The following is a 24,996-nucleotide window of genomic DNA, read 5'->3' as shown; positions in this document are numbered from 1 at the left end:
GATGGTGGAAGCCGTGCAGGGTGCGGGAGTGGTCGTCACCGGAGCGGGAGGCGGCATCGGGGCCGCGCTGGCCCGCCGCTTCGCCGCCGAGGGGGCCCGGGTCGTCGTCAACGACCTGGACGCCGAGAAGGCCAAGGCCGTGGCCGACGGGATCGGCGGCATCGCCGTCCCGGGCGACGCGTCCGCGATCGTGTCCGAGGCGCGGGACGCCCTCGGCGGCACGATCGACGTCTACTGCGCCAACGCGGGCCTCGGCTCCGGCGGCACCGAGGCCGCCGACGAGGAGGTGTGGGCGCGGGCCTGGGACGTGAACGTGATGGCCCACGTCCGCGCCGCCCGCGAACTCCTGCCGGCCTGGCTGGAGCGCGGCGCCGGACGGTTCGTCTCGACGGTCTCCGCCGCCGGACTGCTCACCATGATCGGCGCCGCCCCCTACAGCGTCACCAAGCACGGCGCGTACGCCTTCGCCGAGTGGCTGTCCCTGACGTACCGCCACCGTGGCCTGAAGGTCCACGCGATCTGCCCCCAGGGCGTCCGCACCGACATGCTGACCGCCTCCGGCAGCGCAGGCGACCTGGTGCTGGCACCGACCGCGATCGACCCCGAGGACGTCGCCGACGCCCTGTTCAAGGGCATCGAGAAGGACCGGTTCCTCATCCTGCCGCACCCCGAGGCCGCCGCCTACTATCAGGCGCGCGCCACCGACCCGGACCGCTGGCTGACGAGCATGAACCACATCCAGCAGAAGTGGGAGGCCGGCCGGTGACCGCCTCCCGCTATGCCGCCAAGCCCTGGCTCACCCTGCTCAACGATGCCCAGCGCGCCCCGGTCAGCCCCGCCGACTCGCTCCCGCACGCCCTGCGCGAGGTGCCCGCGCACCGAACCGCCCTGGCCTACTTCGACGGCCGGATCAGCTACGCCGAACTGGACGCGCTGACCGACTCCGTCGCCGGGTTCCTCGCCTCGCGCGGTCTGGAGCGCGGCGACCGGGTCGCGATCCTGCTGCAGAACTCCCCGCACTTCGTGCTGGCCCTGCTCGGCGCCTGGAAGGCCGGCGCCACCGTCGTGCCCGTCAACCCCATGTACAAGTCGGGGGAGGTCACGCACGTCCTGAAGGACGCCGAGGTGACCGCCCTGGTGTGCTCCGACCGCGCCTGGGAGTCGTACCTGCGGGACACGGCCGCCGCATCGCCCGTGCGGATCGTGGTGACCGCCTGCGAGCGGGACCTCCAGACCCGTGACGACGCACGTGTGCTCACCTTCGAGCGGCTGGAGCAGGCCGCCGACGCCGACGACCTGGTCACCGTCGCCCGGCAGGGCCACAAGGCCCCCGAGGGCCGCGACGTGGGCCCGTCCGACATCGCCCTGATCAGCTACACCTCCGGCACCAGCGGCACGCCCAAGGGCGCCACCAACACGCACGGCAACATCATGTACAACGCCGAGCGGCAGCGCACGGGCCTCGGCCTGCCCGAGGCACCCGTCTACTTCGCGCTGGCACCGCTGTTCCACATCACGGGGATGGTGTGTGAGCTGGTGGCCTGTCTCACCAGCGGCGGCACGCTCGTCCTCGCCTACCGGTTCGAGCCGGGCGTCGTCCTGGACGCGTTCGCCGAGCACCGCCCGCACTACACCGTCGGCCCCTCCACCGCCTTCATGGCGCTCGCCGCCCACCCCGCCGTCACCCCGGACCACTTCTCCTCCTTCCGGGTCATCTCCTCCGGCGGCGCGCCGCTGCCGCCGGCCCTGGTGGAGAAGTTCCGGGCCGGCTTCGGGCCGTACATCCGCAACGGCTACGGCCTGACCGAGTGCACCGCACCCTGCGCCTCCGTCCCGCCCGGTCAGGAGGCCCCCGTGGACCCGGTCTCCGGGACCCTGGCGGTCGGTGTGCCCGGGCCGGACACGGTCGTCCGCATCGTCGACGACAGGGGCGAGGAGGTGCCGTTCGGCGAACAGGGCGAGATCGTCGTCCGTGGCCCCCAGGTCGTGCCCGGCTACTGGCGGCGGCCCGAGGCCACCGCCGAGACCTTCCCGGACGGTGAGCTGCGCACCGGCGACATCGGGTTCATGGACGAGCGGGGCTGGCTGTACGTCGTGGACCGCAAGAAGGACATGATCAACGCGTCCGGCTTCAAGGTGTGGCCGCGCGAGGTGGAGGACGTCCTCTACACGCACCCGGCGGTGCGCGAGGCGGCCGTCGTGGGGGTGCCGGACGGGTACCGCGGCGAGACCGTCAAGGCGTACATCAGCCTGCGCCCGGGTGCCGAGACGGACCCCGACGCGCTCGCGGCGTACTGCAAGGAGAGACTGGCGGCCTACAAGTACCCGCGCCAGGTGGAGATCCTGCCCGAGCTGCCGAAGACGGCGAGTGGCAAGATCCTGCGTCGGGAGCTGCGTACCCGCACGCAGACGCCCCAGTAGTCATCATCGAAAGGCAGGTGGCGGCAGTGCCAAGAACGACGGACGGGGACGGGACGCCGGTCCCGCAGCGGCTCCTGGCCGCCGCCACGCGGCTCTTCGCAGAGCAGGGCTACGACCGAACGTCCGTGCAGGAGATCGTCGAGGCGGCAGGCGTCACCAAGGGCGCGCTGTACCACTACTTCGGCTCCAAGGACGATCTGCTGCACGAGGTGTACGCGCGCGTGCTGCGTGTCCAGCAGGAGCGGCTGGACGCCTTCGCGGACGCCGACGAGCCGGTGGAGAAGCGCGTGAGGGACGCGGCAGCCGACGTCGTCGTCACCACGATCGAGAACCTCGACGACGCGATGATCTTCTTCCGGTCCATGCACCACCTCAGCCCGGAGAAGAACAAGCAGGTCCGCGCGGAGCGGCGCCGCTACCACGAGCGGTTCCGCGCGCTGATCGAGGAGGGCCAGAAGGAGGGGGTGTTCTCCACCGCCACCCCGGCCGACCTGGTCGTCGACTACCACTTCGGCTCGGTGCACCACCTGTCGACCTGGTACCGCCCCGACGGCCCGCTCAGCCCCCGGGAGGTCGCCGACCACCTGGCGGACCTGCTGCTGAGGGCGCTGCGGCCGTAGCCCGTCCACGCACGGGGGTGATCGACGCATATGGGTGAGGGGCGGACGCCACGGCGTCCGCCCCTCACCCATGTCTCACAGGTACTTCTTCAGCTCCCGCCACGCCAGCGACCGCTGGTGGACCTCGTCCGGGCCGTCCGCGAGCCGCAGGGTGCGGGCCGCCGCCCAGAGTTCGGCCAGCGGGAAGTCCTGGCTCACCCCGCCCGCGCCGTGCAGCTGGACCGCCTTGTCGATGATGTCGACGACCGTGCGCGGAGTGGCGATCTTGATCGCCTGGATCTCGGTGTGCGCGCCCTTGTTGCCCACCGTGTCCATCATCCACGCCGTCTTCAGCACCAGCAGCCGCAACTGCTCCACGGCCACGCGCGCGTCGGCGATCCAGTTGTGCACCACGCCCTGCTGGGCGAGCGCCTTGCCGAACGCCGTACGGGACACCGCCCGCCTGCACATGAGCTCGATCGCCCGCTCCGCCATGCCGATCAGCCGCATGCAGTGGTGGATCCGGCCCGGGCCCAGCCGCGCCTGGGCGATGGCGAAGCCGCCGCCCTCCTCACCGATCAGGTTGGCGACCGGCACACGCGCGTGGTCGAAGACGACCTCGGCGTGGCCGCCGTGGTAGTGGTCCTCGTAGCCGTACACCTGCATCGCGCGCTTGACCGTGACACCCGGCGTGTCGCGGGGGACCAGCACCATGGACTGCTGGCGGCGGATGTCCGGCCCGTCCGGGTCCGTCTTGCCCATCACGATGAGGATCCGGCAGTCGGGGTTCATCGCCCCGGAGATGTACCACTTGCGGCCGGTGATGACGTACTCGTCGCCGTCCCGCTCGATGCGCGTGGTGATGTTCGTGGCGTCCGAGGAGGCCACCTCCGGCTCGGTCATCGCGAACGCCGAGCGGATCTCCCCGGCCAGCAGCGGCTCCAGCCACTGCTTCTTCTGCTGCTCGTCGCCGAACTGCGCGAGGACCTCCATGTTGCCGGTGTCGGGCGCCGCACAGTTCGTCACGGTGGGCGCCAGCTGCGGGGAGCGGCCGGTGATCTCGGCGAGCGGGGCGTACTGGAGGTTGGTGAGCCCGGCGCCGTACTCGGCGTCCGGCAGGAAGAGGTTCCACAGGCCCTGCCGGCGCGCCTCGGCCTTCAGCTCCTCGACGACCGGCGGGGTGTCCCACGGCGAGTCGAGCCGCGCACGCTGCTCGTGGGCGACGGCCTCCGCCGGATAGACGTACTCGTCCATGAAGGCGAGCAGCTTGGCGCGCAGCTCCTCGGTGCGCGCGTCGAACGCGAAGTCCATGACGGATCAGCCTTCCTGCAGGGTGGTCAGGCCGTGCTCGATGAAGACGGGCACCAGCTCGCCGATGCGGTCGAAGCCCCGCCCGACCGTCTGGCCGAGCGTGTAGCGGTAGTGGATGCCTTCGAGGATCACGGCGAGCTTGAACCAGGCGAACGCCGTGTACCAGGAGACGGCGGAGACGTCGCGCCCCGAGCGGGCCGCGTACCGCTCGATCAGCTCGGCCGGATCGGGGTGACCCGGGGCCTCGGCGGTCGTGGAGACGGGGGAGTCGGGAGTTCCGAGCGGCACGCTGTACATCACCAGCAGACCCAGGTCGGTCAGCGGGTCGCCGAGCGTGGACATCTCCCAGTCCAGGATGGCGGTGATCCTGTCGTCGTCACCGAGGAGAACGTTGTCCAGGCGGTAGTCGCCGTGGATCACGGCCGGCGCGGGGGAGTCGGGCAGTGCGCGGCCGAGCGCCGCGTGCAGCTCGTCGATGCCGGGCAGTTCCCGGTTGCGGGAGGCGTCCAACTGCTTTCCCCAGCGGCGCAGTTGGCGGTCCAGGAAGCCCTCCGGGCGGCCGAAGTCGGCAAGACCCACCGCTTCGGGGTCCACTGCGTGCAGCTCGACGAGCGTGTCCACCAGGCCGAGGATCGCGTTCCGGGTGCGCTCCGGGCCGAGCGGCGCGAGCTGCTCGGCGGTGCGGTAGGGCGTGCCCTCGACGAAGTCCATCACGTAGAAGGGGGCGCCGAGGACCGACTCGTCCTCGCACAGCAGCACCGGGCGCGGCACCGGCACCGGCGTGGGGTGCAGCGCGCTGATCACCCGGTGCTCGCGCCTCATGTCGTGCGCGGTGGCCAGGACGTGGCCGAGCGGGGGACGGCGTACGACCCACCGCGCCGTGCCGTCCGAGACGGCGTAGGTGAGGTTGGACCGCCCGCCCTCGATCAGCCGCCCGGTCAGGGGGCCGTTCACCAGGCCGGGCCGCTCGGCGTCGAGCAGGCCGCGCAGCCGGCCGAGATCGAGACCCGGCGGGTGGTCTGGGCTCATCGTTGCTCCTCACGTGCGACGTGCGCGGAAAACAGGACCTGCCTCATGATGCCGACCGGTCGGTATGTAGTCCAGTGGGCGGGGCGAACGTGATCGGCGCCACGGTGTCATCGTGGCGCCGGCGGTCATGGGTGTCACGGCGGCGGGGCGCCGCCGCCGTGACCCGACGCGGCCTCACGCATGGCTGGCCATCATCTCCCCGCCGTTCATGACCGCCATGTCCCGGAACGCGGGCAGCGGATCGACAGGCGCCCCCTCGGCCAGGCCGTCCAGCTCGGCGTAGGCGCGGTGCAGGTTGGCCACCAGCCGCTCGCTCTCCCGCCACTCGGCGAACTCCCCGAGATCCGTGGACCGCGCCGCCTCGAGCGGCGTACGGCCCGCCGCGTGGTGCTTCTGCGCGACCTCGGCGACGAACCGCAGATAGCGCTCCGTACGGTCGAACGCCGACGGATCGGTCACCGGCCCGTGCCCGGGCACCACCGTCTCGGCGCCGAGCGCGCGCAGCCGTTCCAGCGCGCGCAGGGAGCCGCTGAGCGACCCCATCAGGAAGAACGGCGTGCCGCCCTCGAAGACCAGGTCGCCGGTGAACAGCACGCGCCGGTGCGGCAGCCAGACCACCGAGTCGCCGACGGTGTGCCCGACGCCGGGGTGGATCACCTCGGCGTCCACCGCGCCCGCGTGCACCGTCGTGTGGTCCCGGTACGTCAGGTCGGCACCCTGTATGCGGACGTCCCCGTAGTCGATCGTGGGCCAGATCAGAGGCAGGTTGTGCCCGGCGGCGAGCGCTTCCCGGCGGCAGTCGGCGTGCGAGACGATCATCGCGGCCGGCGCGAAGAAGGCGTTGCCGTACGTGTGGTCGCCGTGGTGGTGGGTGTTGACCACGACCCGCGGCGCCGGGGCGCCGGTCGCAGCGATCGCCGCGCCCAGGGCACGGGTGCGTCGCTCGGTCGCGGTCGTGTCCACCAGCAGGGTGGCCGTCCCGTCGCTCACGAACCCGGCGTTGTTCAGGCACCAGCCGCCGTCCGGCTGGACATAGGCGTGTACGTCGTCGGCTAGTGCGACCGTGTACGGCTCAGCCGCGGCCATGGAACCCCCTGTTGTGTCGCCAACTGGTACGGGACAGCCTGCCAGTCGACAACGAGCCTCCCGTCCCGGGGGTTCCTCGTCGGTCCTCGGTCAGTGCCTTCAGAAAACCAGGGCCGCCGCGCACACCGCGAGCGCGGCCGTGCACAGGGTCGCTGCCGCGGCGTGGCGGGGCGTGAGCCGTGGGGGGCGGCCTGGCTCGGCGGTCGCCAGGGCGCGGATGCGTCGCCCGGCCAGAGCCAGGAAGCCGAGCCAGAGCAGGCAGCACAGCGCGACGGCGACGAAGCCGCCCGTCGTCCTGCCGTGCAGTGCCGTCTTTGCGGCCAGGACTGCGGCCACGGTGCAGGACAAGGTGGTACGGCGCCATGCGAGCCGGGTGCGCTCGGGCTGGAGCCCCGGGTCGCGCTGACCGGCCGGGGCGTTCATCCGGCCCAGCCGACGAGCACGACCACGACCATGGCGACGGCCACCACGGCGATGGCGAGGCTGAGCACCGCCGGGAAGCGGGAGGCGGGAAGGTCCTCGCCGCGCCTCATCGCCCGCTCGCAGCGCACCCAGTGGTTGATGGCCCGCAGCGAGCACAGCACCCCCGAGCCGAGCAGCGCGAGTGCGAGCCCCACGCGCCAGGCCCAGCGCAGGCCGGGCAGGAACTGGTCCACGGCGAAGCCGCCGCCGATCAGCGCGAGCGCGGTGCGCAACCAGGCCAGGAACGTGCGCTCGTTGGCCAGGGAGAAGCGGTAGTCGGGCGTACGGCCTTCCTCACGGACTTCCTGGGGCGCGAACCACAGCCGGACGTTCCGTACGAATTCGATCACGGCAGGACCCTACCGGGGGTGCCGTGCCGCGCCACGCTCAGTCGGTTGACCGGCGGTACTCCTTGAGCCGCCGGTAGGCGGCGAGCCCGTCCGGGACCCACTCCCACTGCGACAGCCGCCGTTCCACCTCGTCCTCAGGCAGGAAGGCGTGCCAGGCGACCTCCTCCGCCTGGGGGTTCACCGGCAGGTCGCAGCGGACCTGGTAGACCGAGGACCACCAGGTCCGTCCGGCGCCGTCGTCGTACAGGAACTTGAACAGCGGCTCGGGCCGGGGGAGTCCGCCGACGCCGAGTTCCTCCTCCGCCTCGCGCAGGGCGGCGTCGTCGTAGGTCTCTCCCGCGCCGACGACGCCGCCGACGAACATGTCGTAGAGGGAGGGGAACACGAGTTTGGTAGAGGTGCGGCGGTGCACGAAGACCCGCCCGTCGCCATCGCGCGCCAGCACGAACACGCACCGGTGCCGCAGCCCCCGTGCGTAGGCCTCGCCGCGCGGCGACTGCCCGACGACCCGGTCGTCCTCGTCCACGATGTCAAGAAGCTCATCAGCGGCACTCATACGGCCATCCAACCAGGCGCTCCCGCCCGCCGGCCGCCGAGGTTTCGCTCTTCCCCCGCCGCGAGGGGCCGCGGCCTCACCCCGGCTGCAGGTCCTTCTCCCGTTCGACCTCGCCCAGGCCCCGCGGCATCGCCGGGTGCAACCCGAGCAGCACGATGCCCAGCACGATCGCCGCGAGCCCGGCCGCCTCCCAGGCGAGCGCGCCCGTGTCGGTGCGCAGGCGGTCGCCGAGGAAGCCCACCCCGCAGGCGATCCCGGCCAGCGGCTGGGCCGCGGTCAGCGCCGGCAGGGACATCCGCAGCGGCGCCGTCTCGAACGCGCTCTGCACCAGCACCAGTCCGGTCACCCCCAGCACCAGCACCACGTACGGCTGCCAGCCCGTGATGAACTCCGTCCACCCGCCCATCGTCAGACGCTGCCCGCTGACCCGGGTGAGCGCGTCCTGAACGCCATACAACAGACCGGCCGCCAGCGCCAGCAGCAACGGTCCGATGATCATCCGGGACTTCTTCGCATACGTCGTCAGCACCAGCGCTGCGCCGACCATCGCCCCGATGATCACCCAGTGCCGTACCGGATCGGTGACCGCGTCGCCCGCTCTGGGGCGGCCCGCCACGATGAACGTCGTGACACCGCCGGCCAGCAGCACCAGCCCGGCCCAGCCCTGACGGCCCAGCGGCTGCTTGGTCTGCCAGCGGGAGAGGGCGAGCGCGAACAGCAGGTTCGTGGCGACCAGCGGCTCGACCAGCGAGATCTCGCCCTGGGACAGCGCGACCGCGCTGAGGATCATGCCCGCCACCATCAGTCCGATACCGCCGAGCCAGCGCGGCACCCTCATCAGGTCCAGCAGCAGCCGGGGGGAGAGGAAGTCGCTGAGCGGTGCCTGCTGGGCGGCGTTCTGCTGCAGGACGAACCCGGTGCCCAGGCAGAAGGCCGCGCTCACGGCGAGAGCCAGAACCAGTACCGACACGCTGCGTACCTCAATGATTCAGCGGGGTCACGGGATGCGTATCACGCTGACTGTAGCGCTCCCGGCTGTGACCTGCCCGTGCTTGACAACTTCTCGGCACGCTCCCGCCCGTACGACACGCCGGATGTCCCGCACCCCGCCCGGCGGCGGGAAGGCCCCAACAACGCTGCCCGGGCCGCCTTTTCGCCCCAGGTGAGCACCCGCTGCCGCACGGCGGCGCACGCGTCCGCGCGGCGGACGACGTGAGTTTGCCGACAGCGGCGAGTACCCGGAAACATGCGGTTGACGCCGTCACTCATGTGCCGAAGGATCTGACCCGTCAGTAACAAGGAAACGGACTGGTCGTCACCGCGAGAGGACGGGCGCATGGCCTACGACGCTGATGTCATCGTGATCGGGGCAGGCCTCGCCGGGCTCACCGCGACCGCCGAACTGGTGGACGCCGGCCGGAAGGTCATCCTGCTCGACCAGGAACCCGAGCAGTCGATGGGGGGCCAGGCGTTCTGGTCCTTCGGGGGCCTCTTCTTCGTGGACTCCCCGGAACAGCGCCGCCTCAGGATCCGCGACAGCCACGCGCTCGCCCTCCAGGACTGGATGGGCACGGCCGCCTTCGACCGTCCCGAGGACCACTGGCCGCGCAAGTGGGCCGAGGCGTACGTCGACTTCGCGGCGGGCGAGAAGCGGGCCTGGCTGCACGGGCAGGGCGTGCGCTTCTTCCCGGTGGTCGGCTGGGCCGAACGCGGGGGCTACTCCGCCACCGGGCACGGCAACTCCGTTCCCCGCTTCCACATCACCTGGGGGACCGGGCCCGGGGTGATCGCCCCGTTCGTGCGGCGGGTGCGGGCCGGTGTCGCGCGCGGCCTCGTCGAACTGAAGTTCCGTCACCGCGTCACCGACCTCGCGCGTAGCGCGGGCACCGTCGACACCGTCACCGGCGAGATCCTGGAGCCCTCGGACGCGCCGCGGGGCAAGGCCAGCAGCCGCACGGTCACCGGCGCCTTCGAACTGCGGGCCCAGGCGGTGATCGTCACCTCGGGCGGTATCGGCGGCAACCACGACCTGGTCCGCGCCAACTGGCCGAAGCGCCTCGGCAACCCGCCGGAGCGCATGGTCTCCGGCGTGCCCGCGCACGTCGACGGCAGGATGCTCGGCATCGCCGAGGAGGCGGGCGCCCGCCTGATCAACCGCGACCGCATGTGGCACTACACCGAGGGCCTGCAGAACTGGAACCCCATCTGGGACAACCACGGCATCCGCATCCTGCCCGGCCCGTCCTCCCTCTGGCTGGACGCCCGCGGCCGCCGGCTGCCCGTCCCCCTCTTCCCCGGCTTCGACACGCTCGGCACTCTCGAGCACATCATGAAGACCGGGTACGACCACACGTGGTTCGTGCTCGACCAGAAGATCATCGGCAAGGAGTTCGCGCTCTCCGGCTCGGAGCAGAACCCCGACCTCACCGGCAAGTCGGTCCGGGACGTGATCGTGCGGGCCCGCGCCGACGTGCCCGGGCCGGTGAAGGCGTTCATGGACCACGGCGTCGACTTCGTCGTCGAGAAGGACCTCGGCGCGCTGGTGCGCGGCATGAACGCGCTCACCAAGGAACCGCTCATCGACGAGGCCGAGCTGCGCCGCGAGATCGTCGCGCGCGACCGGGAGATCCTCAACCCCTTCACCAAGGACCTCCAGGTGACCGCGATACGCGGGGCCCGCCGCTTCCTCGGTGACCGGCTGATCCGTACGGCGGCACCGCACCGCATCCTCGACCCCAAGGCGGGCCCGCTGATCGCGGTGCGCCTCAACATCCTCACCCGCAAGACGCTCGGCGGCCTGGAGACCGACCTGTCCTCCCGGGTGCTGACCGAGGGCGGCGCTCCGCTGCCGGGCGTGTACGCGGCCGGGGAGGCGGCGGGCTTCGGGGGCGGCGGGGTGCACGGCTACCGCTCCCTGGAGGGCACGTTCCTCGGCGGCTGCCTGTTCTCGGGACGCACCGCCGGACGTGCGGCGGCCAAGGCGGTCGGCTGAGCGGGGCGGTGGGCCGAGCGCACGCGGGGCGGGAGCAGTGGCATCCCGAGCACCGCACCGCACCGCACCGCCCCGCTCCGCGCGCTCGCGCAGGGTGTGGCTGCAACACCCTTGTGTGGAAGCACCGTTGACACGTGTAGAAGATCCGGTACGCCCTTGACGCACACCGTCGGCGGACGGTTTGCTGTGCGTGACCGCACTCTGACGAGCCGCGTTCGGTAAGGAATCACCGCGGTGCCACCCCCACCCCCACCGGCGTTCGGCCGTGCCCGCAAGCGCGCGGACCGGCTCTTCGACGCCGCGCTCGACGACACCGAACTCATCGCTGCCCGGGCTTCGCTCGCCCGTGGACGATGGGCGACCGTGCGCGCCCTGCTCGCATCGACCCGGGACGACTGGGACCGCCGCGGCCACCGCGTCACCGTCCTCGCCCAGGAGCCCGCGGCGCTCGCCTGGGCGCGCGACTGGCAGCTCGCCGAACCGGAGTCGCCCTGCGCCGCCGTCCTCGTCGCCCACGCCGTCGTCCACCGCGCACTGAACGGCAAGGAGAGCCCGGACGCGGCGCGTGAGGCCTGCCGGGCCGCCGCCGCGCTCGCCCCCGAGGACCCCACGCCGTGGCTCGGCCTGCTGATCCTGGAGCGGTCGCTCGGCACCGAGGAGGACGTGGTCCGCCTCTTCGACGAGGTGCGCGCCCGCTACCCGGACCACCACCACGCCCACCACCTGGTGGTCGCCCGGCTCGCCGAGCGCCGCGCCGACGCCGGCCAGGACCCGCTGCACGAGGTCTACGACTTCGCCAACTGGGCCGCCGAACAGGCACCCGCCGACTCGCCGCTCGCCATCCTCCCGGTCGTCGCGCACGCCGAGCGCTACCGCGTGCTGGCCGCCACGGGCAGCGAGCCGCCCGACCCCGTGGCCTCCGGGCACTGGGTGGGGCGGCGCGCCCGGCAGGTGATGAAGGCGGCGTTCGACTGGTGGCTGGAGTGGGAGCGCGACGACCACCCGCGCCGCCATGTCGACCTCAACTTCCTGGCCCACGCCAAGTACTGCGAGGGCCGGGGCGCCGAGGCCGCCGCCCTGTTCCACCGCATCGGGTCGTACGCGACCCCGGCGCCGTGGTCGTACCCCGACCGCGACCCCTACACGGCGTTCCGTACGGCGCGCGACACGGCGTTGGGTACGGCGTGACGACACCGGCGGTCCCGAAGGTCCCGAAAGTCCCTGAAGTCCCGACAGCCCCGACAGTCCCGTCCAAGGAATCCGAAAGGACAACCGCGCGATGACGACCGGCAGTTCGAGCACGAGCAGACCGGCCGCCGCCGACGGCGGCGCCATCCCCACCTTCAAAGGGCAGGAACGCGCCCTGCGCGCCGACCGGCTCGGTACGACGGGCCTGCTGCTGTCCGTGCTGGCGGCGACCGCCCCCCTCATGGTCGTCGCAGGTGTCATGCCCACCACATTCGGGGTGATGGGCGTCGTCGGCCAGCCGCTGCTCTTCGTCGTCCTCGGCGTGGTGCTGGTCCTGTTCTCCTTCGGATACGCGGAGATGAGCCGCCACGTCCACAACGCGGGCGCGTTCTACGCGTACATCTCCCGAGGGCTCGGCGGCACGGCGGGCGCCGCCGCGGCGGCGGTGGCCCTCGTCGCCTACAGCGCGCTGCAGTTCGGGATCTACGGCATCTTCGGCTTCGAGGTCTCCGGACTGTTCGCCACCTATCTGGACGTCCAGGTGGCCTGGTGGATCCCGGCCCTGGCCGCCGTCCTCGTCGTCGGCGCACTCGGCTGGCTGAAGATCGACGTCAACGCGCGTGTGCTCGGCGTCCTGCTGCTGATCGAGGTCGCGCTCGTCGTGATCTTCGATGTCGCGGCCGTGGCCGATCCGGCCAAGGAGGGCCTGTCGCTGCACTCCTTCAACCCGGACACCCTCACCGGGGCGGGCGTCGGCACCGCGCTGTGCTTCTGCCTCGCCGCCTTCACCGGCTTCGAACAGGCACCCGTCTACGCCGAGGAGACCAGCCGCCCGCACGTGCTGGTGCCGCGGGTGATGTTCCTCGCGATCGGCTTCGTCGCCGTCTTCTTCGCGGTCAGCTCGTGGGCGATGACGGTCGCCGCAGGGCCCTCCCAGATCGTCCCGGCCGCGCAGAAGCAGAGCGCCGGCCTGCTGTTCTGGCTGACCGAGTCCCTGCTCGGGCACACCTTCACGGACGTGCTGCACGTGCTGTTCGTCACCGGCATGTTCGCGGCGATGCTCAGCTTCCACAACGTGGTCGCCCGGTACGCGTTCGCCATGGGCCGTGAGGGACTGCTGCCGGCCGCCTTCGGACGCACCACCGGCACCAGCGGCGCGCCCGGCACCGGCTCGCTGCTGCAGAGCGCGGTGTCCGCGGTGATCGTGATCGCGTTCGCGGTGGCCGACGACAAGCCGAACGGCGACCCGACCGCGCCGGTGCTGCACCTGTTCACCTGGTTCGGCAGCGTCGGAGCGCTCGGCGTCACCGTGCTGATGGTGGCCGCCTCCGCCTCCGTGATCGTCTTCTTCGCCCGCCGTGGCTCCGCCCGCGCCCAGGCCTGGCGGCTGGCCACCTCCGCGGTGGCAGGACTCGCCCTGCTGGCGATCGCCGCCTACACGGTCAAGGACTTCGACGTCCTGGTCGGCACGGGCCCGGACTCGGAACTCGGATGGCTGCTCCCCGCGATCATCGGCGTCGCTCTGCTGCTCGGCCTGGCCCAGGGCCTGCTGCTGCGCTCCCGCAAGCCCGAGGCGCACGCCCGCATCGGCCTGGGCAACGAGGCGTTCCGGCTGGAGAAGGCGGCGGAGTCGACGGCGTGACCGGCGCACATCGTTGATCCACCTCGCTGGTCCGGCTTCCTGAGAACCCGGTGAGAAGTGTGACGGAATCCTGACGGGCACCCGGTTCCCCTGGCATCGAGGGGGTGCCGGGTGCTCGAATCGTTGTGTGAACCCTGAACGACCGCAAGAGCCGGACGCACCCGAGCCCCCGGCGACCGGTACCCCGATCGGCCGCCGGGTGCTGCTGGGCACCCTGGGACTCGGCGCGCTCGGCGTGATCGCGGCGCCCACCCTCCAGCGCGGCCTGGAGTCCGTGCTCGGCGGTGTCGCCGGCAAGGACCCGACGGGACTGACCGGACTGCTGCCCAACGGCGGCGGCTTCCGCTACTACTCGGTGACCGCGTCCGTCCCGCACCTGGGCGAGACGAGCTACCGGCTCACCGTGAACGGCCTGGTCGACCACCCGAAGACGTACACCCTGGCCGACCTGCGCGCCCTGCCTCAGACCCGGCTCGTGCACGACGTCCAGTGCGTCACGGGCTGGCGGGTGCCGAAGACGCCGTTCGAAGGGGTACGGCTGTCCGCTCTGCTGGACGCCGCGGGCGTGCAGTCCTCCGCCGCCGCCGTCCGCTTCTCGTGCTTCGACGGGGCGTACACCGAGAGCCTCACCCTCGACCAGGCACGCCGCGACGACGTCCTGGTCGCCCTGAAGATGCAGGACAAGCCGGTGACACACGACCACGGCGGCCCGGTCCGGCTCTACGTCGCCCCCATGTACTTCTACAAGTCCGCGAAATGGCTCTCCGGCATCACCGTCACCCGGGACGTGCGCCCCGGGTACTGGGAGGAGCGCGGATACGACGTCGACGCCTGGGTCGGCCGGTCGAACGGACGCGACGATGCCCCCACGAGTTGACGCCACCCAGCCCCCCGTCTCCGCCCCGGCCCGGGTACGCCGCTTCACCCCCGCGGAGCGCTGGGTCCACCGCACGACGGCCGCCCTGATGGGCGTGTGCGTGGTGACGGCGGCCTGCCTCTACATCCCCGCGTTCGCGGAACTGGTGGGACGCCGCGAACTGGTGGTCAGGGTCCATGAGGTGGCGGGCGTGCTGCTGCCGGTCCCGGTCCTGCTCGGCCTCGCCTCCCGGGCCTTCCGTGCGGACCTCGGCCACCTCAACCGCTGGGGGCCGCACGACCGGGTCTGGCTGCGCGCGGCCCTGCGGCGCGACCACCGCCGCGCCTTGCGCCCGGCGGGCAAGTTCAACGCGGGGCAGAAGACGTACGCGGCGTGGATCGCGGGCGCCACACTGGTGATGCTCGGCACGGGACTGCTGATGTGGTTCACCCACCTCACGCCGCTGATGTGGCGCACCTCGGCGACGTTCGTCCACGACTGGCTCGCCCTGACGATCGGCGTGGTCCTGGCCGGCCACATCGGCATGGCCCTCGCCGACCCGGAATCCCGCCGGGGCCTGCGCACGGGCCTGGTCAGTCGCGACTGGGCGGAGCGGGAACACCCCTTGTGGCGGCCGTAGCCGCCACGAGCCGTGCGAGCCCGTCCCGGCCGTGCCCGGCGGCGACGGCCCGGTCGGCGGTCCGCTTGGCCGCCGCCAGGGCACCGGTGTCCAGGCCGTGCGCCGACGCGGCCTGGACGAGCCGGGTGAGCGTCGCCCCCGCCGATGCCACGGTGGAGCGCTCTCCCGGGAAGCGGCCGGTCCGCAACTGCTCGGCCCACCGTGGGATCATCTCGGAGAGCAGATCGCTGATCCCGACGGCGAACGGCGCGAGATCCCCGGGCGCGACGCCCTCCGCCGAGGCGAGAGCGAAGGCGTGCGCGGCTCCGTGCACGGATGTGGCGAACAGGTCGAGCAGCGCCACCTCGTACGCCGCCGCGCGTCCCGGGTCGGCGTCGAGATGACGGCCGGTACCGCCGAGCGCCGTCATCGCTTCCCGCACCGCGTCGTAAGCGTCCCGCGCACCGCTGTAGAGCACCGCGGCGGCAGGGGTGCCGATCGCCGGCGTGGGCGTGAGGATGGCTCCGTCCAGGTAGCGGATCCCCCACCCGGCCGCCCACCCGGCCAGGGCCCGGGCCTGCGCGGGCTCCCCGCTGCTGAGGTTGACCAGCGTGCGGCCCGCCCAGCCCGTCGCGGGCAGCACGGCGCGTACGGCGTCGTAGTCCAGAAGGCAGACGACGACCACCTCCCCGGCACGTACGGCGTCCTCGGCCGAGGACGCGACGGTCGCGCCCCGTTCGGGGAGGTCACCGGCCCGGCCCGGGGTGCGGTTCCACACGGTCAGCGGGTGGCCGGCGGTCAGGAAGGCGGAGGCGAGGGCCCGGCCCATGGGGCCGAGGCCGAGAACGGAAACAGAGGCGCGCGTGCTCGAGTTCGTCATGCCGCGACGCTAGACATTCACATTGGCGTGAGAGTCAAGTCCCTGCTGTACTCGGCGACATGAGGATCGGCGAACTCTCGCGCCGCACCGGGGCGAGCCCCCGCGCCCTGCGCTACTACGAGGAGCAGGGGCTGCTGTCCCCGCTGCGGCGGCCGAGCGGATACCGCGAGTACGAGGAGCGGGACGTGACGGCCGTGCGGCGCATCCGGGTCCTGCTGTCGGCGGGACTCGGCACGTCCGTCATCGCCGAGATCGTGCCCTGTGTCCAGGACGACGACGTCGTCCTGGCCGGCAGGTGCCCGGAACTCCGCGAAGGGCTCGCGAAGGAACGGGCGCGCATCACGGCGGCGATCGACGACCTGACCGCCGCCCGCGCCGTCCTCGACTCGCTGGTGGGGCGCCCTCTCTAGGCGGGCCGCCCGAAGTCCAGCAGCACCTTGCACGACCGGCTCCGGTCCGCCGCCAGGGCGAACGCCGACTCCGCCTCCCGCACCGGGACCACGTTGCTGATCAGCGCGTCGAACGCCGGGTCGGAGGCGAGCAGGCCGAGCGCGTCGTCGAACTCCGTGTCGAAGCGGAACGCGCCGCGCAGGTCGATCTCCCGGCTCACCAGCAGATTGCCCGGGAAGGGACTCTGCCCCGGGGGCAGCATGCCGAGCTGGACCACGACACCGCCCCGGCGGACCAGCCGCAGACAGGTGTCCAGCCCGGCGGCGACCCCCGACGCCTCCACCGCCACGTCCGCCTCGGCGGGCCACCCGGCATCGTCCGGGTCGTCCGCCCGTACGAGGGTGTCGGCGCCCGCCGCCGCGGCGAACTCCAGCGCCCGAGGCAGCAGGTCCGTGACGGTGACCCGCGCCGCGCCCGCCGCCTTCGCGGCCGCCACCACCAGGCAGCCGATCGGGCCCGCACCGGTCACCAGGACGTGCCGGCCGGCCACCTCACCGGCCCGCCGCACCGCGTGCAGCGCCACCGACAGGGGCTCGGCGAGCGCGGCCCGGCGCAGTTCCAGACCGGCCGGCAGCGGCCTCAGCTGCTCGGCCGGGACGGCCGTCCGCGCCGCGAAGCCGCCCTGCACATGCGGGAAACGGGCCGCGCTGCCCAGGTAGCGGGTGTCCCGGCACACGTTGCGCCGCCCGCCCGCGCACTCCGGGCAGACCCCGCACGGAGTGGCCGGGTGCACCGCGACCGCCGTACCGACCGAGGGACCTGACGCGCCGGCGCCGTACGCGACCACCGTCCCCACCACCTCGTGCCCCAGCACCATCGGCTCCCTGAGCCGGAAGTCCCCGACCCCGCCGTGCCGCCAGTAGTGCAGATCCGAGCCGCACACCCCGCCGTAGCGGACGGCGACCAGCGCCTGCCCCGGTCCCGGTTCCGGGACCGGCAGTTCGTCGACCCGCAGGTCGTCCTGGCCGTGGACGACGCAACCCGGCATCGTCGACATCTCGACGGCCCCCTTCACAGCACGCTCGTCATTCCGCCGTCGACGTACAGCACCTGTCCGCTGACGAAGTCCGCCGCGGGGGAGGCGAGGAACAGCACCCCGCCCACCAGGTCCTCCGTACGCCCCCAGCGCCCGGCGGGAGTGCGCCTGCGCACCCAGGCGCTGAACTCCTCGTCCTCCACGAGCGGCCGCGTCAGCTCCGTCTCGATGTAGCCGGGGCCGAGCCCGTTGACCTGCACGCCGTGCGGACCCCAGTCCGCGCACATGCCCTTGGTGAGCATCTTCAGCGCGCCCTTGGTCGCCGCGTACGGTGCGATCCCGGGGCGGACCACCTCGCTCTGCAGCGAGCAGATGTTGATGATCTTCCCGTGGCCGCGCTCGGTCATGTGCCGGGCCGCCTCACGGCCGACCAGGAACGCGCTGGTCAGGTTGGTGTCCAGGATCCGGTGCCAGTCGGCGTCGGTGAACTCCAGGAGAGGCGCGCGCAGTTGCATGCCGGCGTTGTTGACCAGGATGTCGAGCGGGCCCACCCGCTCCTCGACATCCGCGATCCCGGCGGCGACCGAGGCGCCGTCGGTCACGTCGAACACGGCCGTGTGCACGTCGCCCGGCAGTTCCGCCGCCGCCTTCGTGAGCCGGTCGGCGTCGCGTCCGTTGAGGACCACCGTGCAGCCGGCCTGAGCCAGCCCGCGGGCGAGCGCGAGCCCGATGCCCCGGCTGGAGCCGGTCACCAGTGCCGTACGGCCGCCGATGTCGAAGAGGGGGTGAGCCGTCATCGCCGAACCACTCCTAGATCACGAGGGAGAGCAGGAGAACCAGCCCGCCGGCGACCACGGAGATGATGCACTCCATGATCGACCAGGTCTTGAGGTTCTGGCCGACACTGAGCCCGAAGTACTCCTTCACCAGCCAGAACCCGGCGTCGTTGACATGGCTCAGGAAGAGCGAGCCGGCGCCGATGGCCAGCACCAGCAGGGCCGCGTGCGTGGTCGACATGTCGGCCGCGAGCGGCGCGACCAGACCGGCGGCCGAGACGGTCGCCACGGTCGCGGAACCGGTCGCGAGCCGGATCGCCACCGCGATCAGCCAGGCCAGCAGCAGCGCGGGGATCGACCAGTCCTTGGATATGTCGAGGACCATCTGGCCCACGCCGCAGTCGATCAGCGTCTGCTTGAAGCCGCCGCCCGCGCCCACGATCAGCAGGATGCCGGCGATGGGTGCGAGGCCCTTCTCGACGAGCTGGGAGATCCGCCCCTTGCTGAAGCCGGCCGGGCGGCCCAGCGTGAAGATGCCCACGATCACGGCCGCGAGCAGTGCGATCAGCGGCGAGCCGATCACGTCGAAGACGCGCTGCACCATCTTGGCCGGGTCGTCGACGACGATGTCCACCAGCGCCTTCGCCAGCATCAGCACGACCGGCAGCAGCACGGTGGCCAGCGTGGGGCCGAACCCGGGGCGCCTCTGAAGCTCCTCGGAGGCACGCGCGGGAATCATCCGGTCGGGAACCGGGACGTCCACCCAGCGGGCGGCGACCTTCGAGAACAGCGGGCCCGCGATGATCACCGTCGGGACGGCGACCAGCACGCCGAGCGCCAGCGTCACACCGAGGTTCGCCTTGACCGCGTCGATCGCGACCAGCGGACCGGGGTGCGGCGGGACCAGACCGTGCATCACGGACAGGCCCGCGAGCGCCGGGATGCCGATGCGCATCAGCGAGTAGTTGCCGCGCTTGGCGACCATCAGCACGACCGGGATCAGCAGCACGATGCCGACCTCGAAGAACAGCGGCAGCCCGATCACCGAGGCGATCAGCACCATCGCCCAGGGCATCGCACGGCCCTGCGCCTTGGCGAGGATCGTGTCGACGATCTGGTCCGCGCCGCCGGAGTCGGCGAGCAGCTTGCCGAGGATCGCGCCGAGCGCGATCAGGACACCCACACCGGCCACGGTCGAGCCGAGCCCGGTGGTGAAACTGGTGATCGCCTTGTCGAGCGGCGCCCCGGCGAACGCGCCCAGCGCGAGCGAGCCGATGGTCAGGGCCAGGAAGGCGTGGAGCTTGAACTTGGTGATGAGCAGCACGATGACGGCGATGCCCGCCACCGCCGCGATGCCCAGTTGAGCGTGGCCCGCCGACGTGATCGGCTCGACGGGGGCCGCTGCCAGCATCTCGACGCTGAGTCTGGTCACGGGTGTTCCCTAGGAGTGAGGAGAGGAACTCTCGGTTTCGGGTGGGGAAGGCCCTCGTCGGCCGTCGCCCCTGGGGAGAGGGGGCGTGCCGAGGCCGCGGCCCCTGGGGGAGGGCTCGCGCCGAGGGCGGGGGAGTTACTGCGAGGGCCGGGCGGAGGACCGCTCGAGGTCGCGCAGGGCGTTCACGGCGCGGGCGGTGATCTCCTCGGGGCTGCCCGAGACGTCCACCGCGACCCCCCGCTCGTCAGGCTCCAGCGGCTGGAGCGTGGCGAACTGGGAGTCCAGCAGTGCCGTGGGCATGAAGTGCCCCTGGCGATGCGCCATCCGTTCCTCGATGAGGTCCCGGTCGCCCGTCAGATGCACGAAGACGACGCCGGGAGCCGCGGCCCGCAGCCGGTCGCGGTACGCCCGCTTCAGCGCCGAGCTGCTGACCACCCCTCCGAGCCCCGCCCGCTCGTGCGCCCAGGCGCCGATGGCGTCCAGCCAGGGCCACCGGTCCTCGTCGTCGAGCGGGATCCCGGCCGACATCTTGGCGATGTTGGCCGGGGGGTGGAAGTCGTCGCCCTCGGCGTACGGGACGCCGAGCCGGGCCGCAAGCAGGGGACCGATGGTGGTCTTGCCGGTGCCTGCGACGCCCATGACCACGACGACGTGGGGGGTACGCGGATGCTGCATCGTGCTCTCGCTGTCTTCGTCGACATCTGGTGTCGACGTCACTGAAACCGATTAGGTACGACGAATTCAAGACCCTGTGACATATAAGTCTGACTTTTTCTTCTCGTGACCTTCCTCGTACGCTGAGTGCATGAGCACACCGGGCCGGGGGCTGCACGGCCATGTACTGGACACCCTCGGCCCCGCGATCACCGCGGGCGAGTACCCGCCGGGCAGTGTCCTGCGCACCGACGAACTCGCCCAGCACTTCGAGGTCTCCCGGTCCGTGATGCGCGAGGCGGTGCGCGTCCTGGAGTCCATGCACCTGGTGGAATCGCGCCGCCGGGTGGGCGTGACGGTTCTGCCCTCGTCCGAGTGGAACGTCTACGATCCCCAGGTCATCCGGTGGCGGCTGGCCGGCGCCGACCGCCCCCGGCAGTTGCGCTCACTGACCGTGCTGCGCTCGGCGATCGAACCGGTCGCGGCGGGCCTCGCCGCGCGCCACGCCACCGCAGAGCACTGCGCCCGCCTCACCGAGTGCGCACTGGGGATGGTGGCCAACTCACGCGGCCACCGGCTTCAGGCCTACCTGGTCCACGACATGGCCTTCCACCGGGTGATCCTGGAGGCGTCGGGCAACGAGATGTTCGCGCGCCTCGGCGACGTGGTCGCCGAGGTGCTCTCGGGCCGCACCCACCACGACGTCATGTTCGAGGACCCCGACCCGGCCGCGGTCACCCTGCACGTCCAGGTCGCGGAGGCGGTACGGGAGGGCGACGCGGCCCGCGCCGAGCAGCTCACCCGCGAGATCACCGTGGGCGCGCTGCACGAACTGGACATCCTGGCGCCGTGACGGCGCAGGGAGCTGTCAGGAGCCGTCAGTCCCGGTCGGGGAACTCCCCGTCGACATACACCCACGCCCCGTCGACCCGCTCGAACCGGCTGCGCTCGTGCAGCGAGCCACCCCGGTAGGAGGCGCGGAAGGTCACGGTCCCCGTGGAGTGGAACGCGGAACCCTCCGTCGTCCCCAGGATCTCCAGCCCCGTCCACCGCATCCGCGGGTCGAGGTCGAGCCGTGCAGGGCGGGTGCGCGGATGCCAGGTGCGCAGCAGATACCCCGCGTCCCGCCGAACGAAGGCGCTGTACCGGGACCGCATGAGCGCCTCGGCGGTCGGCGCGGCTGCGGCCCCCGCGTGGAGGCGGCCGCAGCAGTTCTCGTAGGCCTCGGGCAGCCCGCACGGGCAGGAACGCGTGGTCATGACCGCCATTCTGCCCGGCCCGGTGACGTGCCCCGCGGGGACTGTGCGGCACGCGCCCATCGGAGTCACAGTGGAAGGGGACCGCATCCCCTTCAGTCCTCTTGCCTCGCACCCGCGTGAGGAGGGACGGACGATGACCCGAGCCGCCGACAGCCGGCCCGCGTCCGCCAAGGAGTGGACGCTGCACCTCTACCTGTCCGAACAGGACCCGGCGACCACGGCCCGAGCCGTCCTGGACACCGGCGTGAACGTGCTCGAGAGCCACGCGGAGGCCCACCGCAGCCCGTACGACACGGCGGTGCCCGAGATCGGCGACGAACTCGCCGCCGGACGGGCCCTGATCGCCCTGGGCCGCCGGCTGGTCCGCGCCGCCGTCGGCGACATCACGGCGGCAGGGGCGCCCGAGGAGCCCCCGCCCGCACCGCTCTGGTCCCCCCGGGAATGAGGAGGCTGCATCGTGGTCTTCACCGATCGTCTCGAAGCCGGACGGCAGTTGGGCGCACGCCTCAGGCACCTCAGGGGCCGGGACCTCGTGGTGCTCGGACTGCCCAGGGGAGGGGTGCCGGTCGCCGCCGAGGTCGCCGAAGCGCTCGGGGCACCGCTGGACGTGTGCCTGGTCCGCAAGCTGGGCGTGCCCTTCCAGCCGGAGCTGGGGATGGGGGCGATCGGCGAGGACGGCGTGCGCGTGATCAACGACGCGGTGGTGCGGGAGGCCCGCGTCACCCCGGAGGAACTGGCACAGGTCGAGGAGCGCGAGCGCGAGGTGCTGGAACTCCGGGCCCGGCGCTACCGGGGCGGGCGCTCACCGGTCCCCGTCGAGGGGCGGACCGTGGTGGTCGTCGACGACGGGGTGGCCACCGGGTCCACCGCGCGTGCCGCCTGCCGGATCGCCCGGGCCAGGGGAGCGGCACGGATCGTGCTGGCGGTGCCCGTCGCGCCGCACGACTGGGCCGAGCGGCTCGCCGACGAGGCGGACGAACTGTTCTGCCTCGACACACCGCGGATCTTCTTCGCGGTCGGCCAGTTCTACGCCGACTTCACCCAGGTCGACGACGCCGAGGTGGCCGCCTGCCTGCACCGGGCGGCTGGGCACACGGGGACCGTGGACCGCGACGTGGAGGTGGCCGCCGGCGCCGTACGCCTCGGCGGACGGCTGACCGTACCCGAGGACCCGACCGGGATCGTCGTCTTCGCCCACGGCAGCGGCAGCAGCCGGCACAGCCCGCGCAACCGCTTCGTGGCCGAGGGCCTCAACCGGGCGGGGCTCGGCACGCTGCTGTTCGACCTCCTCACCGAGGAGGAGGAGCGTGACCGGGCCAACGTCTTCGACACCGAGCTGCTGGCCCGGCGGCTCGCCGACACCACCGGCTGGCTGCGCACCCGGCCGGAGGCGGAGGGCCTCGCCGTCGGCTACTTCGGCGCCAGCACCGGCGCCGCCGCCGCGCTGTGGGCGGCCGCCGAACCGGGGCGCACATCGCCGCGGTCGTCTCCCGCGGTGGCAGGCCCGACCTCGCCGGACCGCGCCTGCCCGAGGTGACGTCACCCACGCTGCTCGTCGTCGGCGGCGCCGACCCCGTCGTCCTCGACCTCAACCGCCAGGCCCAGGCCCGGCTGCGCTGCGAGAACCACCTCGCGGTCGTCCCCGGCGCCACCCACCTCTTCGAGGAACCCGGCGCCCTGGAGGCGGTCACCGACCTGGCCCGCGACTGGTTCACCGACCACATGGCCCCCGCGCACGTATGACCGGGGCCCCGTGGAACCGCGACCCTTCGCGCGACGCCCGATACCGCCTTAGCGTGGGAGAGTGCACACGGGCGCGGTGACCCTGTTCCTGTGCGGGGACGTCATGCTCGGCCGGGGCGTCGACCAGATCCTCCCGCACCCCGGCGACCCGGCGCTGCGGGAGACCTACATCCACGACGCCCGGGCCTACGTCGGCCTGGCCGAGGCCGCCAACGGGCCCATTCCCCAGCCGGTCGACTACTCCTGGCCCTGGGGCGAGGCGCTGGCGGTCCTGGAGGACGCCGCGCCCGATGTGCGGGTGGTCAATCTGGAGACCGCCGTCACCGGCGACGGGGAGTTCGCGCACGGCAAGGGCGTCCACTACCGGATGAGCCCCGCCAACCTGCCCTGCCTGGCCGCGCTGCGCCCGGACGTCTGCGCCCTCGCCAACAACCACGTGCTCGACTTCGGTAGGCCCGGCCTCGAGGAGACCCTCGACTCCCTGGCGGCAGCGGGGCTGCGCACGGCCGGGGCGGGCCGGGACGCGACCGCGGCCGGACGGCCCGCGATCGTCCCCCTCGACGGAGGCGGACGCGTGCTGGTGTTCTCCTTCGGCATGCCCTCCAGCGGGATCCCGGAGGACTGGGCCGCCACCGAGGACCGGCCCGGCGTCGACTTCGTCACGGGCCCGACCGTCGCCGTGGCCGCCGGGTTCGCCGCCCGGCTGCGGCAGCTCAAGCACCCAGGAGACATCGTCGTCGCCTCGGTCCACTGGGGCCCCAACTGGGGCTACGACGTCTCCCGCGCCGAGATCCGCTTCGCCCACGCGCTCGTCGACGCGGGCGTGGACATCGTCCACGGGCACTCCTCGCACCACCCGCGCCCGCTGGAGACCTACCGGGGCAGGCTCGTCCTGTACGGCTGCGGGGACCTCGTCGACGACTACGAGGGCATCGGCGGCTACGAGCGCTACCGCGACGACCTGCGCCTGCTGTACCTGGTGACGGTCGACCCGGACACCGGCCGGACGACCGGCGCCCGCATCGTCACCCTCCAGGCGCGCAGAATGCGGCTGGAGCACGCCTCGGACGAGGACACCGCCTGGCTGCGCGCCGCCCTCGACGGATGCAGCCGGGAGTTCGGCACCGGCGTCGACCGTGAACCCGACGGCACACTCACGCTGCGCGCCCTGCGCTGACCTACAGCCGCGTCTCGTCCTCGCCGTCATCCGGCACGACGTGCACCGCGGCCTCCTCGGCCGTGCGGGCGCCGCTGTCGAAGCCGACGTCGTTCGCGACGGCCTCCGCGTCGGTGTCCTCGTGCGCGCCCTCGTCCGGCGCGACCAGCCGCCCGGCGTCCGGGCCGCCGACCTCGTCGTCCCTCGGCTCACCCTCACCGCCGGGCAGGTCCCCGATCCCGTCGCCCACCGTGGCCGTGTCCTCGGGCACCTCCCGCGCCAGCCGCTCGTCCAGCGACTCGCCGTCGCGCTGCTCGGCGGCGGTGGTGCCCACGTCGTTCACCGCAAGGGGCTTCTCCGGCGGCGAGTAGCCCTCCTCCATGGGCTCCACGACCCGGTTCTCCAGGCTGTCCGGGGACTCCAGCGGGCTCATGTCCTCCACGACGTCCTCGTCCTGCTGGGGCTGATAGACTTCGTCACCCATGCTGTTCTCAGTCACTGGGGCACCCCCTCACATATCGCGTCCCACGAGTTGCGGCGACCACCCCTCGGGTCTCCG

26 protein-coding genes and 1 pseudogene are annotated in these 24,996 nt (G+C 72.4%); 13 read left to right on the top strand and 14 right to left on the bottom strand.

The annotated features are described in order from the left end of the window. Position 1 precedes the first annotated feature (1 nt). Genes N8I84_RS09325 through N8I84_RS09315 form a run of 3 tightly spaced genes read left to right on the top strand, consistent with a single transcriptional unit; the run spans position 2 to position 3,041 of the window. The gene (locus N8I84_RS09325; RefSeq protein WP_263229090.1) at positions 2-766 is read left to right on the top strand and encodes an SDR family oxidoreductase; all 765 of its coding nucleotides are present in this window, start codon (positions 2-4) and stop codon (positions 764-766) included. Beyond that, entirely contained in the window at positions 763-2,421 is a 1,659-nt protein-coding gene (locus N8I84_RS09320; protein WP_263229089.1) for a class I adenylate-forming enzyme family protein, read from the top strand. The genes N8I84_RS09325 and N8I84_RS09320 overlap by 4 nt, the downstream gene beginning before the upstream one ends. 26 nt (positions 2,422-2,447) lie before the next feature. Beyond that, positions 2,448-3,041, top strand: a complete 594-nt coding sequence (locus tag N8I84_RS09315) for a TetR/AcrR family transcriptional regulator (protein WP_263229088.1) — start codon at positions 2,448-2,450, stop codon at positions 3,039-3,041. 75 nt (positions 3,042-3,116) lie between these two features. On the opposite strand, the gene N8I84_RS09310 is transcribed toward N8I84_RS09315, so the two are convergent. The 7 genes from N8I84_RS09310 to N8I84_RS09280 form a co-directional block, all read right to left on the bottom strand. Further along, positions 3,117-4,331 carry an acyl-CoA dehydrogenase gene (locus tag N8I84_RS09310; RefSeq protein ID WP_263229087.1) on the bottom strand — a complete coding sequence of 405 codons (1,215 nt, stop codon included), beginning with the start codon at positions 4,329-4,331 and terminating at the stop codon, positions 3,117-3,119. 6 nt (positions 4,332-4,337) lie between these two features. Further along, a complete protein-coding gene (locus N8I84_RS09305) occupies positions 4,338-5,360 on the bottom strand; it encodes a phosphotransferase family protein (protein WP_263229086.1) in 1,023 nt (340 codons plus the stop codon). Positions 5,361-5,534: 174 nt separating this feature from the next. Further along, positions 5,535-6,446: an MBL fold metallo-hydrolase gene (locus N8I84_RS09300; RefSeq protein ID WP_263229085.1), complete on the bottom strand. Its 912-nt coding sequence runs from the start codon at positions 6,444-6,446 to the stop codon at positions 5,535-5,537. Positions 6,447-6,545: 99 nt separating this feature from the next. Next, entirely contained in the window at positions 6,546-6,869 is a 324-nt protein-coding gene (locus N8I84_RS09295) for a DUF202 domain-containing protein (protein ID WP_263229084.1), read from the bottom strand. After that, entirely contained in the window at positions 6,866-7,258 is a 393-nt protein-coding gene (locus N8I84_RS09290) for a YidH family protein (RefSeq protein ID WP_263229083.1), read from the bottom strand. Before N8I84_RS09290 ends, N8I84_RS09295 begins: the two co-directional genes overlap by 4 nt. Positions 7,259-7,295: 37 nt before the next feature. Further along, positions 7,296-7,814, bottom strand: coding sequence for an NUDIX hydrolase (locus N8I84_RS09285; protein WP_263229082.1), 519 nt, complete (start codon positions 7,812-7,814; stop codon positions 7,296-7,298). A gap of 76 nt (positions 7,815-7,890) precedes the next feature. Beyond that, the gene (locus N8I84_RS09280; RefSeq protein WP_263229081.1) at positions 7,891-8,784 is read right to left on the bottom strand and encodes a DMT family transporter; all 894 of its coding nucleotides are present in this window, start codon (positions 8,782-8,784) and stop codon (positions 7,891-7,893) included. Positions 8,785-9,150: 366 nt separating this feature from the next. On the opposite strand from N8I84_RS09280, the gene N8I84_RS09275 reads away from it, so the two are divergent. The 5 genes from N8I84_RS09275 to N8I84_RS09255 all read left to right on the top strand — a co-directional run bounded on the left by N8I84_RS09275 (position 9,151) and on the right by N8I84_RS09255 (position 15,132). After that, positions 9,151-10,806: an FAD-binding dehydrogenase gene (locus N8I84_RS09275; protein ID WP_263229080.1), complete on the top strand. Its 1,656-nt coding sequence runs from the start codon at positions 9,151-9,153 to the stop codon at positions 10,804-10,806. A 234-nt stretch (positions 10,807-11,040) separates the two neighbouring features. Next, positions 11,041-11,994: a hypothetical protein gene (locus tag N8I84_RS09270; protein ID WP_263229079.1), complete on the top strand. Its 954-nt coding sequence runs from the start codon at positions 11,041-11,043 to the stop codon at positions 11,992-11,994. 91 nt (positions 11,995-12,085) lie between these two features. Beyond that, on the top strand, positions 12,086-13,636 hold the full coding sequence (locus tag N8I84_RS09265) for an APC family permease (protein ID WP_263229078.1): 1,551 nt from the start codon (positions 12,086-12,088) through the stop codon (positions 13,634-13,636). 127 nt (positions 13,637-13,763) lie between these two features. Continuing rightward, a complete protein-coding gene (locus N8I84_RS09260; protein ID WP_263229077.1) occupies positions 13,764-14,513 on the top strand; it encodes a molybdopterin-dependent oxidoreductase in 750 nt (249 codons plus the stop codon). Further along, a complete protein-coding gene (locus N8I84_RS09255; protein WP_263229076.1) occupies positions 14,497-15,132 on the top strand; it encodes a cytochrome b/b6 domain-containing protein in 636 nt (211 codons plus the stop codon). The genes N8I84_RS09260 and N8I84_RS09255 overlap by 17 nt, the downstream gene beginning before the upstream one ends. Here the strand turns inward: N8I84_RS09255 and N8I84_RS09250 are convergent. After that, positions 15,086-15,991 carry an NAD(P)-dependent oxidoreductase gene (locus N8I84_RS09250; RefSeq protein WP_263229075.1) on the bottom strand — a complete coding sequence of 302 codons (906 nt, stop codon included), beginning with the start codon at positions 15,989-15,991 and terminating at the stop codon, positions 15,086-15,088. The two genes, N8I84_RS09255 and N8I84_RS09250, sit on opposite strands and share 47 nt — an antisense overlap. Before the next feature lie 59 nt (positions 15,992-16,050). On the opposite strand from N8I84_RS09250, the gene N8I84_RS09245 reads away from it, so the two are divergent. Next, positions 16,051-16,401: a MerR family transcriptional regulator gene (locus N8I84_RS09245; RefSeq protein WP_263229074.1), complete on the top strand. Its 351-nt coding sequence runs from the start codon at positions 16,051-16,053 to the stop codon at positions 16,399-16,401. Here N8I84_RS09245 and N8I84_RS09240 read toward each other — a convergent pair. The 4 genes from N8I84_RS09240 to N8I84_RS09225 all read right to left on the bottom strand — a co-directional run bounded on the left by N8I84_RS09240 (position 16,398) and on the right by N8I84_RS09225 (position 20,300). Further along, positions 16,398-17,429: an L-idonate 5-dehydrogenase gene (locus N8I84_RS09240; RefSeq protein ID WP_263234708.1), complete on the bottom strand. Its 1,032-nt coding sequence runs from the start codon at positions 17,427-17,429 to the stop codon at positions 16,398-16,400. The two genes, N8I84_RS09245 and N8I84_RS09240, sit on opposite strands and share 4 nt — an antisense overlap. Before the next feature lie 23 nt (positions 17,430-17,452). After that, on the bottom strand, positions 17,453-18,214 hold the full coding sequence (locus N8I84_RS09235; RefSeq protein ID WP_263229073.1) for an SDR family oxidoreductase: 762 nt from the start codon (positions 18,212-18,214) through the stop codon (positions 17,453-17,455). 13 nt (positions 18,215-18,227) lie between these two features. Continuing rightward, complete coding sequence (locus N8I84_RS09230; protein ID WP_263229072.1) at positions 18,228-19,625, bottom strand: GntP family permease; 1,398 nt, start codon at positions 19,623-19,625, stop codon at positions 18,228-18,230. 135 nt (positions 19,626-19,760) lie between these two features. Further along, complete coding sequence (locus N8I84_RS09225) at positions 19,761-20,300, bottom strand: gluconokinase (protein ID WP_263229071.1); 540 nt, start codon at positions 20,298-20,300, stop codon at positions 19,761-19,763. 130 nt (positions 20,301-20,430) lie between these two features. On the opposite strand from N8I84_RS09225, the gene N8I84_RS09220 reads away from it, so the two are divergent. After that, entirely contained in the window at positions 20,431-21,132 is a 702-nt protein-coding gene (locus N8I84_RS09220; protein ID WP_263229070.1) for a FadR/GntR family transcriptional regulator, read from the top strand. A gap of 25 nt (positions 21,133-21,157) precedes the next feature. On the opposite strand, the gene N8I84_RS09215 is transcribed toward N8I84_RS09220, so the two are convergent. Further along, complete coding sequence (locus N8I84_RS09215) at positions 21,158-21,538, bottom strand: YchJ family protein (protein ID WP_263229069.1); 381 nt, start codon at positions 21,536-21,538, stop codon at positions 21,158-21,160. Positions 21,539-21,671: 133 nt separating this feature from the next. Between N8I84_RS09215 and N8I84_RS09210 the strand changes: the two genes are divergently transcribed. The 3 genes and pseudogenes from N8I84_RS09210 (at position 21,672) to N8I84_RS09200 (ending at position 24,458) form a co-directional block, all read left to right on the top strand. Then, positions 21,672-21,983 carry a DUF1876 domain-containing protein gene (locus N8I84_RS09210; protein ID WP_263229068.1) on the top strand — a complete coding sequence of 104 codons (312 nt, stop codon included), beginning with the start codon at positions 21,672-21,674 and terminating at the stop codon, positions 21,981-21,983. A 12-nt stretch (positions 21,984-21,995) separates the two neighbouring features. Next, positions 21,996-23,281: pseudogene (locus N8I84_RS09205) on the top strand (phosphoribosyltransferase family protein). 61 nt (positions 23,282-23,342) lie between these two features. Then, a complete protein-coding gene (locus tag N8I84_RS09200) occupies positions 23,343-24,458 on the top strand; it encodes a CapA family protein (RefSeq protein ID WP_263229067.1) in 1,116 nt (371 codons plus the stop codon). A 1-nt stretch (position 24,459) separates the two neighbouring features. Here the strand turns inward: N8I84_RS09200 and N8I84_RS09195 are convergent, their stop codons facing one another. Then, positions 24,460-24,921: a DUF5709 domain-containing protein gene (locus tag N8I84_RS09195; protein ID WP_263229066.1), complete on the bottom strand. Its 462-nt coding sequence runs from the start codon at positions 24,919-24,921 to the stop codon at positions 24,460-24,462. Positions 24,922-24,996 lie beyond the last annotated feature (75 nt).

Source organism: Streptomyces cynarae, assembly GCF_025642135.1.
GTDB lineage: Bacteria > Actinomycetota > Actinomycetes > Streptomycetales > Streptomycetaceae > Streptomyces > Streptomyces cynarae.
The sequence above is the reverse complement of the archived record's forward strand: the minus strand, read 5'-3'. Positions and strand labels throughout refer to the sequence as shown.

Bases quoted from the DNA above. Each gene is read 5' to 3' on its own strand.
- N8I84_RS09300 (WP_263229085.1), bottom strand. From the start codon at position 6,446: ATGGCCGCGGCTGAGCCGTACACGGTCGCACTAGCCGACGACGTACAC.
- N8I84_RS09225 (WP_263229071.1), bottom strand. From the start codon at position 20,300: ATGCAGCATCCGCGTACCCCCCACGTCGTCGTGGTCATGGGCGTCGCA.
- N8I84_RS09245 (WP_263229074.1), top strand. From the start codon at position 16,051: ATGAGGATCGGCGAACTCTCGCGCCGCACCGGGGCGAGCCCCCGCGCC.
- N8I84_RS09305 (WP_263229086.1), bottom strand. From the start codon at position 5,360: ATGAGCCCAGACCACCCGCCGGGTCTCGATCTCGGCCGGCTGCGCGGC.
- N8I84_RS09215 (WP_263229069.1), bottom strand. From the start codon at position 21,538: ATGACCACGCGTTCCTGCCCGTGCGGGCTGCCCGAGGCCTACGAGAAC.
- N8I84_RS09210 (WP_263229068.1), top strand. From the start codon at position 21,672: ATGACCCGAGCCGCCGACAGCCGGCCCGCGTCCGCCAAGGAGTGGACG.
- N8I84_RS09240 (WP_263234708.1), bottom strand. From the start codon at position 17,429: ATGCCGGGTTGCGTCGTCCACGGCCAGGACGACCTGCGGGTCGACGAA.
- N8I84_RS09275 (WP_263229080.1), top strand. From the start codon at position 9,151: ATGGCCTACGACGCTGATGTCATCGTGATCGGGGCAGGCCTCGCCGGG.
- N8I84_RS09195 (WP_263229066.1), bottom strand. From the start codon at position 24,921: ATGGGTGACGAAGTCTATCAGCCCCAGCAGGACGAGGACGTCGTGGAG.
- N8I84_RS09265 (WP_263229078.1), top strand. From the start codon at position 12,086: ATGACGACCGGCAGTTCGAGCACGAGCAGACCGGCCGCCGCCGACGGC.
- N8I84_RS09235 (WP_263229073.1), bottom strand. From the start codon at position 18,214: ATGACGGCTCACCCCCTCTTCGACATCGGCGGCCGTACGGCACTGGTG.
- N8I84_RS09285 (WP_263229082.1), bottom strand. From the start codon at position 7,814: ATGAGTGCCGCTGATGAGCTTCTTGACATCGTGGACGAGGACGACCGG.
- N8I84_RS09325 (WP_263229090.1), top strand. From the start codon at position 2: ATGGTGGAAGCCGTGCAGGGTGCGGGAGTGGTCGTCACCGGAGCGGGA.
- N8I84_RS09295 (WP_263229084.1), bottom strand. From the start codon at position 6,869: ATGAACGCCCCGGCCGGTCAGCGCGACCCGGGGCTCCAGCCCGAGCGC.
- N8I84_RS09250 (WP_263229075.1), bottom strand. From the start codon at position 15,991: ATGACGAACTCGAGCACGCGCGCCTCTGTTTCCGTTCTCGGCCTCGGC.
- N8I84_RS09255 (WP_263229076.1), top strand. From the start codon at position 14,497: ATGCCCCCACGAGTTGACGCCACCCAGCCCCCCGTCTCCGCCCCGGCC.
- N8I84_RS09310 (WP_263229087.1), bottom strand. From the start codon at position 4,331: ATGGACTTCGCGTTCGACGCGCGCACCGAGGAGCTGCGCGCCAAGCTG.
- N8I84_RS09220 (WP_263229070.1), top strand. From the start codon at position 20,431: ATGAGCACACCGGGCCGGGGGCTGCACGGCCATGTACTGGACACCCTC.